The following is a 13020-nucleotide window of genomic DNA, read 5'->3' on the forward strand; positions in this document are numbered from 1 at the left end:
TCGAGCCCAACGGCTCACGGCAGGGGGAGGACCTGTGCCCGATTTGATCATTCTGCGGCTTGCGCCGTCGGAACCGATGGCTCCGAATGACTTCAAAACTATTTTGGCCGATCTGACGATCACCGCATACGACCTGAGTTTCGCCGACAGCGTCAAGGGTGCGTTGCTCGGCAAGGCCACTGGGTTGGCGGATCCGCACCTGGCCAGCACTGTCGACAATTCGGTCGATATCAACAATGCCCAGATCCTGCAGCACTACATCGATGCCGCCGACCCGCCCGATCCGCTGGGCCCGCCGAAGCCGAAGGTCAGACGCCTGGAATCGGCGGCGACGGCGGTCATCGTGGTCGATCCGGCGCATACCTCCGCCGAATACCCGACGTCGGCCTCCTACGATCTGCGACTGGAGCTCAGCAAGGGCAGTCTCGTCATCGCCCAGCGCCGCGTGCAGTACAACGTCTCGATCACTACGCAAGGGACTCTGTCCACCGACCAGACGGACTACTTCCACGCGCTGGCGAGCGCGTTCGTCACCTTGCCCGCGTCTGCCGCGGGACGCGATCCGAACCTGGCCTTCGTCGACCTGCCGCCCGACGGACAACCGCCGTTGTTCGGTGAGCTGGTCAAGGCGATCGACCAAGTCCTGGCCAAGGATCCGGGTGGCGCCACAGGGACACTGTTGGACACGGCGCCGTTGACCCCGGCACAATGTCGCCAGATCGCCAACGAAATCGTGTGGAACAGAACCGCTTTCCCCCCGCCACAGCCGGATCCGACACTCGGGTTCGACCCGTTCGGCGCACTGTACACCAAACCGAAGGTCGATCCGTATATCAGCGACGACAACATCGAAAAGGCAAGGGGCCGTTTCGATGCGGAGCTGAACGGCTATTACGGCACGCATGAGGCGGAGGCGCTGCGGCTGGCCGGTTTCGTCTACTCGGCCGCGGCGGCCATCGCCGAGGAGCGGTTGAGCATCGCCGCAGGTCGGGCGCGGTTGGATTTTCCGTTGATCACCGGTGCCGGGACGGCGACCACGGTACCGACCGCCGGTGTCGTGCTGACCGAAGCGACCGAAATGGCAGGACTGAAGCCGAGTTTCGTCGTTCCGGCCGCGTACTTCTACGCGCTGGCCGCACAGGTGCCGAGCCAGGTCGGCCCGGAGCAGCGATTCGATATGGCGCGGCTTACTCTCGAACCACAATTGCTGACAGCCGTCGAGGCGGCTCGCGACGGTGGTGTGATCATCACGCCCGCAGCACCTTCGACGGTGTCGGGCACTGCGCTCACGGCCATCCAGGTGGCGCGGCGGCTGCACGCGCTCGGCGGCACGAGCGGACTGGCAGAGGTCCCGCTGGCCGCCCCGATCGATGCACTGATAACCGACTGGCTGGCACACGACAAGCCGACCGCGACCATCGACGCGGACTTCTGGCAGCCCGAAGCGACCACCAAACGGCCGGCGGCCTATCTGGAACTGTTGCTACTGGCCGTCACCGGGCATTCCGCGGACCTGATCAAGGCGCTGAAGCAGCCACCGCTCGGTATCGACACGGTCGCGAAACTGGTCGCGGTCACCGACAAACAGTGGCGCGACTTCTTCGCCGCGCACAGTGACCTGCTGCCACCGTTCACCGCGCCCGGAACACCCGCGGAGCGCACGGAGGCGTTCATCCGGCATCTGCGCAGATTCTTCACGGTGAACAAAGATCCCGGCAATGCGGGCAACCCGAGCAACGATGGACCGCCGATGCTCGGACGATCCGGCCAGGACGTCTTCACAGCCTTCGCGAATGCGTATCCGTCCCATTCCGGTGGCACCGCGTTCACCTTCGCCGCCGACCCGGATCCGGCCGCACTGGCCGCGGCCGTCGCGGATGCGCTCCCCGACGATCCGGCCGCTCAGCGATGGCTTACCTTCGCACTCAACGCGATTCGGCAGCTGTGGATGCTCACCGATATCGGCGCGGACGACCTGCGGTTCTCCCTGATCGAGGCGCTCTACGCCCGCGGATTTACCGACGCCGTTCAGGTCGCCCGGCTCTCGCTCGCCGACTTCAGGTTCGCGCTGTCGGGTTCGGTCGCCTACAAGTTCGCCGCTGCGATCTATCACCAGGCGACCGAGTTCGAACCGTATCCGCCGGCCCCGCCCGGCCTGTTCCAACCGGTCAATCCCAACGGCTCGCTGATCGATTGCGTTCCACCCGAGCATCTTTCGCCGCTCGGTCCGGTTGCCTACCTGCACGAGTTGCTTCAGGCTTCAGCGGGGTCGACCTGCCAGGACCCGCGGGCTCCCGGAGAAGAGACCGACCTCGGAGCCATGCTCGCGGCCCGCAGGGGCCCGGTCGGCGAGCTGCACGCGACCACAGCCGATCTGACAACCCAGATTCCGGTGATCGACCTGGTCAACGAGAGCCTCGAGGCGTTGGTGACGCAGCCGACAGGCGGGGCGGGGGTCGTATACGACACCGCCACACACGAATTGGCCGGTCATCGACTGGCCGCTGACGGCATCGTGGGTGGTGATCCGTGGGCGCACGATCCGGACACCCTGTTCGCCGCATTGCCACAGCACTCTTCGCCCGCGACCCCGATCGAGGTCCCCGCGGCCTATGACATCCTGCGGTCCGATTTCACCGATCCGGCGCTGCCGTATCCGCAAGCGCTCGATATCAATCGCAGTTACCTGCACGCCGCAGGGTCGAGCAGGTACTCGGCCATGCGTCACTTCCGCAAAGACATCACCGAATTCGCGATCGACGCCGAACACGAGCCGGACACATTTGTCCCGCACCAGTGGCGTTTTCCGCTGCGGTTGCCGCTCGCATTGGAGTATCTGCGGATCACTCCGGAAGAGTCCGAGCTGCTCTATCACAACGACATCGCCGACGTCGCGACGCCGGAACGACTGGTACTGCGCGAGGTCTACGGTTTCCCCGCGGACCACGGCGGCCAAAGCGACGACGGCGATGAGGATTGGCTCGATGCGGTCCGCCGGGTGCCAGAGTTCCTGCGGCGCACCGGTTTGGACTACTGCGAGTTCCTCGCACTGTGGGAGTGCGGGTTCGTGCCGTTCGGGCCCGGCGGTCGGTCCGGCGACCGATCGCAGGACGGCGAGGGGCCGGTATATCCGCCGTGCCAGCCGTGCTGCCCGGATGACCTGACCATCGATTTCGGCGATCACAGCACCACCGACGCACTTCGCAGGCTCGCCGTCTTCATTCGCCTTTGGCGCCGGCTGCGCGAGAACCCGGCCACCACGGTAACTTTCGACGAGTTGTCGGATATCTGCACGGTCTTGGAACTGTTCCACGGCCCGAAGATCAACCCTCAGTTCCTGCACCAGCTGTGCGCCCTGTTCATATTGCGCGAACTGCTATGCCTGCCGCTGGCCGATCCGGATACGACCGACCCGTCCGGCGTTGGTACCGATCGCACCCATCTGCTCGCATTGTGGGTGGGCCCGGACGCGGACCACTGGAACTGGGCGCTGCGGACATTGATCGATGGCGTCGAGGACTCCGCCGAACGCGTCCGTCCAGAACTCGCCGACCAGTCCGAGCTGGCCAAGCTGATGGCGCAGAATTTGGCGCCACTGTCGCGGCTGGCCGGATTCGACCCGGATGTGGCCACCGACACCTGGTATGCCCAGCCGACGAGCACCCTGCGCTTCGCCGAGGTGCTGCTGAAGATCTACCTGTCCGAATTCACCGTCGGCGAGGTGTTGTTCCTGTTCGCCGATGCCCACCTCGATGGAGACGACCCATTCCCGCTGCCGACCCAGAACGAATCGCTCGACGATCCGCTCGGCCTGGCCGATGACGAGGACGGCCACGGCCTCTGGGCGTTGCGGCGTCAGCTGCTCGAGGTGACCGCCGACGACGCGGACACCTGGACGCTGTCCCGGATCGGCGCCACGCTGGCCGATGAATTCGGTTATCTGCCAACGGTTCCCGCCGACTCGCTGCTTTCGGTCGCCGAGCGGTTCTTCCCGTCGGTGCTCGAATTCGAGGGCACTCCGGTACCGCCGGATCGGCGACGCTTTGCTACGCCGCTGGCCGCGGCGGACACCACGCCCGCCATGTGGAACGCCGAGCCCGAAGGGCCGCTGCACTACGACATCGCGACGCAGACGCTGTGGACCCAGCTCCCGCTGGACGACGCGGCGCTCGCGGAGCGGCTCAGCCACCTGCGACCGCTGACCGAGGTGGAGCGAAAAGCGGTGTCGGAGTTGTACTTCGCGCCGCGTGCGGCGCTGGTGCCGTTCGCGCTGCTGTTCGGATCGTTCGAGTCCGCCGTGCACACCCTCGTCCACGAACCGGACGAGCAGACCCGCTTCGCCTTTGTGCAAAGGGAATTCGCCCTGTTCCACCGGCGCTGCCAGCTCATCGCCGAACACCTCGCCGACCATGTGCGCGCGGCCGCGCCGCAGCACACGACCGAGGTGGGTGCGCTCGAGGTGGCACGGTTGCTGCGAGCGCTGCACGGTGACGAGAACAACGGGCATACGCCGTGGGAGGACGATTCCGGCAAGCCACCTGCCCTGAACTGGCCCATCGCACCCACCGGCGGTGCGTACGCCGCGCTGCTCGGCTTGCTCGGCACCGGTCTGCTCGGCGAATTCTCGGTGGCCGGAAACGATCACGCCTGGCGCGAGCTGAGCGGGCCGCTGTCGATGTTCGGCGCGGGCCGCAACGAGTGGAATGCCCCCGTGCCCACCGTCATCCCGGCGATGGACCTGACGCTGACGCCCGAGCAGCTCCGGTTGGTGGCCGTGCGCAACGGGTTCGCCCTGCGCGACGAGGACGGCGAACCCCTCTTCGGTGCAGAGCCTTTCACGGTGACCTGGTCGGGCAGCTTGCTGGTGGAGCACGGCGGACGGTATGAATTCGCCGCGGGCGAGCCGACTCCCGACGGCGCGGCACCCGACTGCGACCACTGCGACGACCTGCGCTGGCGCATCACCCTGCGTCGTGGCCAGCGGTCGTGGATCCTGTTGAACCGCAACTGGCCCGGTGCGGACGCACCGGACTGCCATTCGGCCCCGATCGAATTGCGCCGCGGCGCGTATGAGATCACGGTCGAATTCGACCAGCCCGAACCGAGGTTCGACGAGGCAGAGCGGGTCCGGCCACGGCACACCGGGTTCCAGGTCAAATACACCGGCCCGGACACCGGCGACACACTGCTCGCGGTGCCGCATCGCCGGCTCTACCGCAACACGGTCGACATGCCGCTGGATGAATGCGTCGACGTCGATGGTGCGGCGCAGGACTACCTGCACGGCCGCTACACCTCCAGCCTGCGCGATATCCGGCGCACCTACCAGCGGGCCTTCAAGTCCGTGCTGGTCGCGCACCGGCTGGGGCTATCCGCCGCCACGCTGCCCCGGGAACCGCAGTCCGAGCTGGGCTACCTACTCGACCATCCGGAAGCCTTTGCCGGACAGACCTATCCACGCACCAGACCATCGTCGTTCGGTACCCATCGCGCCTGGCTCGACCTGGACCTGCTGCCGGTCACCGATCCATATCGGTCGCCGTCGAACGACCAGCGCGCGGGCGTGAGCGGGCGCAGGCAGGCCGCGCTGTTCGATTGGTGGGAACGGCTTTACGACTACACCGGTTTGCGCGCCGAAACCAAGGCGGCCAGGGAACGACCCGCCTGGCGGATCTTCCTCGAGGCGGCTGAACGTCAGCCCGACGAACCGGCGCAGCTGGTTCGTCATATCGGGGTGGATGTGCGGCACGCGCCCCTGGTACTGACCTACTTCGCGGTCGGCGGCGACTATCACATCGCCACACCGGATCTGGAGTCCGAGGCATGGGCTGTTCGGGTCTGGCGCGGTGAGATGTGGCTCGATCGGCTGGAGCGTCGCTTCCGCGTATCGCGCATCGAGGATGCGAAACCGGCTCGCTGGGCATCCGATCGGCCCGAGGTCGCACCGGATGCGGGCAATGACAACCTCACCCGGTTCGTGCAGGACGGATGCTTCGAAAACGATTCGCCCCGGCGCTATCTGGATGTGCAGGCGCTCAACGACGGGCTGCGGGTGCGGGCTCGTGACGCGCTCGTCGCCTGGTTGTGTGGGATGAATCGGGTGCCGCTACCGTTCGCACCCGGCCGATTCGCAGCCAGGGCACGGGATTTGAGCGATCTGCTGCTGCAGGACGTGGAGACCGGAACGAGCGATCGGGCCAGCCGAATTCAGGACGCGATCAGCAGCGCGCAGGCGTTCGTGCAGCGCGCCAGGCTCGGTCTGGAGCCCGGGCTGACCATCACGGTCGAGTTCGCCGAGGTCTGGGACGGACGTTTCGAATCCTTCCTGACCTGGCAGTGCGTCGCCGAACGTGAGCAGTACCGGGAGAACTGGATCGAGTGGGACGAACTCGCCAAGGCCCGCCGTGTGGAAGCGTTCACCCTGCTCGAGGCTGAATTGCGCCGCCGCAGGCTGACCGTCGCGGCGCCGGGTGGGACGGAATGGTGGCCCGGTCGGCGGCCACCGGCTCATCCGGGGCTGACGGCTTTGCAGGCCGCGGAACCCTCACGAATCAGCCTGCTGTTACCCGGTCCGCTGCCCGAGGGGGTGGACCTGCTCGGTGCGCCCGCGGACGCCCGCCCATCCTGGCTCGCCCCGGTCATGCGAGCACTGCCGCCCGGCGATGGCGACGGCGGTTCGAACCGCGGCGATGGCAACGCCGATAGCGACAACCCTGACGATGGCGAAGGTGGCACTGTCAAGGCGCGTGGTCGGACCAAGGGAGTCGCTGCCAAGGCCAGGGGTGGAACCGGCGGCGCTGCCAAGCCGCCCGGTGGCACCAAGGGAACTGCCAAGGTGCGCGCTGCCAAGGGTGAGCCCGCTGCTGTGGACGGTGAGCGCGAGGCGAATCGGCATGGTGTGGTCGCAGGCGAACTGTCGGAAACCGACCACGAGCGGTTGCCGCTGTGGATCAAGGCAGCGGTGCGGCTCGGCACCCGATTCGTCCGGGTTGCCGCCGCGGGTATCCCACCCGCCGGTGCGGGATTCGTTGTCTGCGGGCATGATTCGACCGACCGCTGTGCCACCTGCGCACACACCGCCGAGTCCGTCGTCGACGAGTACTACTTCTGGCTGGAGGACGCCAGAAGTTTCGACGCGGTGCATCAGGACGCGGACGCGGGTCGCGGCCAAGCCGACGAGATCTCGGACTGGCATCGCCCGGAAAGACTTCCCGCGCTGCTGGATTGGCCGGCCAACTCGGTCGTGCACCTGGTCTGGTCGCGCGCACGCGACGGCCGATTCGAGCCCGCGCGCCGATCGACCGAACCGGTTGTCCTGAATCCGCAGGCCGTCGCGCAACTGGTGTTCACCGGACGAGCGGGCGATTCGCTGCACTTCCAGGTCATCGGTGGCCACCGGCCGAAGGGCCACGAAGCCGACCCGACGCCGCCCGGCTTCCGGTACGACCTGGCCACCGACGCCGCGATCACGGTGCCGCAGCTCGCCGCACCACCGGCCGCACCGCCCGGCGGCGAAATCGGTGGGCTGGATGCCTATCCCTTCTTCGCCTACGTGTGCCCCGGCGCTCCGATAGAACCGCTCACGCTGTTCTCCGTCGCCACGACAGTTGGCGGTGCGCTGCGCACCGACTGCAAGTTCGAGGCCGCGCTGAAATGGTATGAGCTGGTGCGTGTTCCGGGGGCGACCGACAACACCTGGGCGGTATGCGTCAACACGGCGGCAGACGAGCATACCGGCAGCGACTCCGCCGACGGCGGGCTCGATCTCGCCGTATCGCGACGCGACCAAACCTGCTGCCCGACCGGGCCGGTGAACGGTGAACGCGCTCGCGACCGGGCGTTGCTGCTGCGCTATCTGGAAACGATGCTCGCCTGGGCCGACGCGCTGCGCTGCCGCAACAATCCGGAGGCAACGCGGCGCGCCGAAATAGTCCTCACCGAGGTGGATCGAATCCTTTGCGCACGCCCGGAAATCATACTCGCGCAGGATGATTCGACTGCTAGCACGGTCAGGAGGTTCATTCCGCGACGTGCGCCGCTGAACCCGCGGCTGCTCGCGCTCTACGACCGGACCGCCGACCGACTCGCGACGATCCGCGAGTGTGTGAACGGTCGCAGGCTGCGCGACGGTACACCCGGCGTCGATATGCGGTACTTCGGCGACGACCCGCGCCGCGACGGCTGGCAGCTCACCGGCTGTGCTTGCGGCTCCGACGGCTGCTGCGAACCATGCTGCGAGCCATACCGTTTCACGGTTCTCGTGCAGCGCGCACGGGAGCTGGCCGGTGAAGTGCGAGCGCTGGGTGGACAGTTGCTCGCCGCGCACGAGAAGGCCGATGCCGAATACCTGGCCGCCCTGCGTCAGACGCAGGAACGCCAGTTGGTCGAACTCACCCTGGAACAGCGCCGCAACCAGTGGCGTGACGCCGACTGGCAGGTGCAGTCGCTCGGCAAGACGAAGGAGGGCGCCCAGACCCGGTTGCGCTACTACCAGAGCCTGATCGCCGGCGGCCTGAACTCCGGCGAGTCCGGCTACGAGGCACTCACCGGTGTCTCGATGGGCTCGCGGATCGCGGGCAACGTGCTGGAAGCGATCGCACAGGGTGTCAGCCTGTTCCCCGATCTGTGGATCGGTATCGCCGGTATCGCTGGAACGCCGTTGATGTTCAGCCAGTGGCCGGTCGGCAATAAGCTCGGCGCCGGATTCTCCACTGCGGCGCGGATCCTGAACGCGGTCAGCGATAATGCGAATACCGCCGCGGGCCTGAGCAATACCGAGGGGTCCTGGGATCGCAGGCTTGCCGACTGGCGTCAGCAGGTCGATGTCATCTCCATCGAGATCGAGCAGATGGAACGGCAGATCCTCGGCGCGGAACGGCGCCGCGATATGGCGTTGACCGAGCTGAACACTCAGCAACGCCAAGTGGAAAACGCCGCCCGAGTGCAGGACTTCCTGCGCGACAAGTTCACCAGCCACGAAATGTACCTGTACTTGCAGCAGGAGACCGCGGCACAGTACTTCCGCATGTACGAGCTCGCACGTTGTGCGGCGCGCAAGGCCGAACGCGCGTTCAATTACGAACGTGGGTACACCACCCGATCCTTCGTCGGCGCGGACGATTTCGACAACCTGCGCGCCGGATTGACGGCGGGGGAGCGGTTGCAGCTCGCGGTGGCGCAGATGGACAAGGCGTATCTGGACGAAAACTGCCGTGAATACGAACTCACCAAGCACATTTCGCTGCGCCAGGCCTTCCCGCTGGCCTTCGTGCACCTGCAGGCGACCGGCTATGCCGAGATCGAGCTGCCGGAATGGATGTTCGACGTCGACTACCCAGGACATTACCTGCGCCGGATCAAGAACGTCACGGTCACCATTCCGTGCGTGGTCGGTCCGTACACCGGTGTGCACTGCCGACTCACCCTGTTGAGCAGTCACACCCGGGTCGATCCGCGACTGGCCCAAGCCCCAGCGATATGCTGTGATAAGCGGCTCGGATCCGATTGCGGCTGTACACCTTCGGATAACGGGTACGCCACCGCCATCGACGACGGCCGGGTACTGCGTTCCTACACCGCGACCGAGGCCATCGCGACCTCGAGCGGTCAGAACGATTCGGGGATGTTCGAGTTGAACTTCCGCGACGAGCGGTATCTGCCGTTCGAGTTCGCCGGTGCGGTCGGCCGGTGGCGCATCGAATTGCCGCCGGAGACAAACTATTTCGACTTCGACGCGCTCAGTGATGTGGTGTTGCACCTGAACTACACCGCGCGCGAGGGCGGCGAGGCATTGCGCAACGCCGCGCTGGCCGCGGCTCAGTGCCGCCTTCCCGGGGACGGGCTGCGGTTGTTCGATGTGCGGCGCGATCTCCCCGATGCCTGGCAGAGCGTAAGCGTGCCGAAACCGGAACAGGGACCATGGAATCGGAGGCTCGACCTACGGCTGTCCGGGGCGATGTTCCCATTCGTGCCCGCCAAGCAGGTTCGGTGGGCACAGGCGATCCAGCTCTTCATCGAGGCGCCGTGTGCCGAGCCGAGCGCGAATATCGTGCTCAAGTTCCGGCCGGGACGACACGAGCACAGCGGGGAGGCCTGCCAGTGCGGTTGGATCGATGTCCACTGCGTCGCCAGCAGCGAATACCCAGCGCTGTATTGGGGTGTCGTGGATCTCGACGGCAAACAGCTGGGCCCGCTACAGTCCGACCGACCCGAGCTTATCGGCACCGTCGAATTCCCCGATGACCTCGGAAAGATATGCGACGCCCAGGTGGTCGTCGGCTACTGCGCCGAGCCCCGGAGCTCCTGCGGACACGGCGATCGGTGCTCATGCCGCGCACAATGCTGACGGTGACAACCAAGAGAGTCACCCAGGTGCCTTCGTAGGCACTTGGGTGACAGGGGATTCTGACGGATCTGGTGGACAGGGGCAACGACCCGGAGGGCAACCTCATCGAACTGATCCAGCCACCGGCACGATGAGCGCAGGACGGTGATATAGCGGTGGGCTTTCGTTCACCGTCGCCATGTTGGTCAGCGTTGGTTGCTGTCCTGGAGGGCCGCGTCGAGCAGAGCTACGGCTGCCGCGCGAGCGGTTGTTGCCGCGGACGGGTCTCGGTCCATTCGCGCCGAAAGCCCAGCGCCGTCGTACAGCAGGTGTAGCTGCCGTGCCAGGTCTTCGTAGTCGGCCACACCGGCCTCGCGTGCCAGATCCGTGAACAACGTCCGAACCCACTGCCGGTACCGGTCGGCGGCGCATTCGACTGGGCTGCCGGGCTGCGCCTCCGCGCTGGCGGCGATGTGCGCGCAGCCGTTGAAGTCGGGCTCGGTGAACAGCTGGCCTTGCGCGTCGAAGACCCCCAGTAGCCGCTCACGCGGGGTCCGGAAGCGGGTCAGGGCGCGCTCGACCTGCTCGCGGGTATCGGCGTGGCGGGCGTCCAGGTAAGCCTGAACCAGCTCCTCTTTGCTGCCGAACAGGTTGTAGAGCGATGCCTTCGCAACACCGGCCTCGCGCACGATGCGGTCGATGCCGACGCTCTGCACGCCTTCGCGGTAGAAAAGGTCGTCGGCGGCGGCCAGCAGACGTTCGCGCGCGGATCCCTTCGAGGTGTCGACCTTGCTGGGCATGCCACTCCTTCTTTCAGACTGGTGGTACAGTCCACCGCTCCACTGAGAGCCTAACTTGACTCCTACCGCGTGTAACAACACTAGACAGACCGGTCTTCCCCGTCAATGTGGCGAGGCGGTCACCGGGCTCCGGCAACCGCCTCCGCCCTGCGGATCCAGCTGTGTGTGTCCTAGTTGTGTTTCCTAGCCGTCGAGGAAGAGCTTGGTGTGGGTCACGAACCGGTCGGGGTACTGGAAGTGGGCGCCGTGGTTGGCGTCGGGGTAGATGATCAGCTCGGCGTTGGGCAGGAACTGCTGAAGGATGTAGGAGTTGATCGTCGGGATGATGATGTCGTGGGTGTAGTCGCTCATTGCGGCGCTCCTCCTCGGATCAGCTGGTGGTCATGCCGCCGTCGACATCGAGGACGTGGCCGGTGATGAACGAGGCCTCCCCTGATGCGAGGAACACGATCGCGTCGGCGAGCTCTTCGGAGCGGCCGAGGCGACCCAGCGGGACTTGCCGCACCAGAGCCTCTTTGCTCTCCGGCGTGCCGGTGAAGCGGGTCAGCATGCCGGTGTCGGTGGGGCCGGGGGCTACGGCGTTCACCCGGATCCCCGACGTGGCGAGCTCGAGCGCCACCGACTTGGTGATGCCTTCGACGGCGTGCTTGCTGCCGACATAGACCGAGGCCCCGGCCGCGCCCTCGTGCCCGTAGGTCGAGGAGATGTTGATGATGCTGCCGCTGCCCTGCTCCCGCATGACGCGTACTTGGTGCTTCATGCTCAGAACGACACCGAGGACATTCGTGTCGAACGTGTCGCGGTAGGTCTGCGCGGTTTGGTCGGTGATCGGGCCGGGCAGGCCTTCGGTTCCGGCGTTGTTCACCGCGACATCGAGACGGCCGAACCGTGCGACGGTCTCATCGACCATGGCGCGAACCTGTCCCTCCTCGCGGACATCGGCGTTGACGAACTCGGCCTCCGAGCCGAGGTCGCGCAGCTCCTCGGCGAGTGCTTTACCGACCTCATCGCGACGACCGGCGACGACCACCTTCGCGCCCTTCTCTGCGAAGGCGACCGCCGCGGCGCGGCCGATGCCGGTGAGTCCCCCGGTGATCAAGATGACTGGCTTTTCCATTGTTCGACTCCCATGTTTGTAGTGCGGGTCAGATGGCTGTGCGGCCGCCGTCGACGGGGATGACGGCGCCGGTGAGGTAGCCGGCGGCCGGTGAGGCCAGGAACGCGATGACGTCCCCGATTTCCTCTGCCTCCGCGGTGCGCGACAGCAGTGTGGTTTTGCCCAGGGCCGTGAGACTCTCCCTCGATGAGCCGCCGGTGTAGACCGGTCCGGGGGCGATGGTGTTGACCCGCACACCGCGCGGGCTGTACTCGGCGGCCCAGGAACGGGTAAACGCGGCCAACGCCGCCTTGGTGGCGCTGTAAGCGGCGCCGCCTGCGAGGCCGATCTGCCCGGCCATGCTGCCCAGGTTGATCACTACTCCCTGCCCGCGCTCGGCCATCTGCGGCGCGAGAGCGGCGGTAAGGTAGTAGGCGCTACGCACGTTGGCGGCGAGCAACTCGTCAAAGGTGTCGGTGTCCAGGTCGGCGGTGGGGCCGAACCAGGAGAATCCGGCATTGTTGACCAGGACATCTACCTCCCCGACCGAAGCCGCCAGCTGTTTGAGGGCGTGGACGTCGGCGAGGTCGGCGGCGCGGAACTCGGCGGTGCCGCCGGCGCTCTCGATCTCCTTGACCACCGCGGCTCCACGGTCGGAGTCACGGCCGTGCACAAGAACTTTGATTCCGTCCCGGGCGAGCGCCAACGCTGCGGCCCGGCCGATACCGGACGTCGCGCCGGTGACCAGGGCTATGCGGGTCTGGGTCATGATCGCGCCTCCATCTGATTGAGTAGACCAG

At 66.4% G+C, this 13020-nt stretch carries 5 protein-coding genes; 1 reads left to right on the forward strand and 4 read right to left on the reverse strand.

From position 1 onward, the window contains the following. The first annotated feature begins 34 nt into the window (after positions 1-34). The gene (locus tag OG874_RS06345) at positions 35-10345 is read left to right on the forward strand and encodes a neuraminidase-like domain-containing protein (RefSeq protein ID WP_330254177.1); all 10311 of its coding nucleotides are present in this window, start codon (positions 35-37) and stop codon (positions 10343-10345) included. 185 nt (positions 10346-10530) lie between these two features. On the opposite strand, the gene OG874_RS06350 is transcribed toward OG874_RS06345, so the two are convergent. The 4 genes from OG874_RS06350 to OG874_RS06365 form a co-directional block, all read right to left on the reverse strand. Next, positions 10531-11124, reverse strand: coding sequence for a TetR/AcrR family transcriptional regulator (locus tag OG874_RS06350; protein WP_330254178.1), 594 nt, complete (start codon positions 11122-11124; stop codon positions 10531-10533). Between the two features lie 183 nt (positions 11125-11307). Continuing rightward, positions 11308-11475: an alpha/beta fold hydrolase gene (locus OG874_RS06355; protein ID WP_330254179.1), complete on the reverse strand. Its 168-nt coding sequence runs from the start codon at positions 11473-11475 to the stop codon at positions 11308-11310. A gap of 19 nt (positions 11476-11494) precedes the next feature. Next, positions 11495-12241, reverse strand: coding sequence for an SDR family NAD(P)-dependent oxidoreductase (locus OG874_RS06360; RefSeq protein ID WP_330254180.1), 747 nt, complete (start codon positions 12239-12241; stop codon positions 11495-11497). Between the two features lie 28 nt (positions 12242-12269). Beyond that, complete coding sequence (locus OG874_RS06365) at positions 12270-12989, reverse strand: SDR family NAD(P)-dependent oxidoreductase (RefSeq protein WP_330254181.1); 720 nt, start codon at positions 12987-12989, stop codon at positions 12270-12272. Between the last annotated feature and the right edge of the window lie 31 nt (positions 12990-13020).

The organism is Nocardia sp. NBC_00565, assembly GCF_036345915.1.
Lineage (GTDB): Bacteria > Actinomycetota > Actinomycetes > Mycobacteriales > Mycobacteriaceae > Nocardia.

Excerpts from the sequence above, each read along its gene's own strand:
- OG874_RS06360 (WP_330254180.1), bottom strand. The coding sequence starts at position 12,241 with ATGGAAAAGCCAGTCATCTTGATCACCGGGGGACTCACCGGCATCGGC.
- OG874_RS06350 (WP_330254178.1), bottom strand. The coding sequence starts at position 11,124 with ATGCCCAGCAAGGTCGACACCTCGAAGGGATCCGCGCGCGAACGTCTG.
- OG874_RS06365 (WP_330254181.1), bottom strand. The coding sequence starts at position 12,989 with ATGACCCAGACCCGCATAGCCCTGGTCACCGGCGCGACGTCCGGTATC.
- OG874_RS06355 (WP_330254179.1), bottom strand. The coding sequence starts at position 11,475 with ATGAGCGACTACACCCACGACATCATCATCCCGACGATCAACTCCTAC.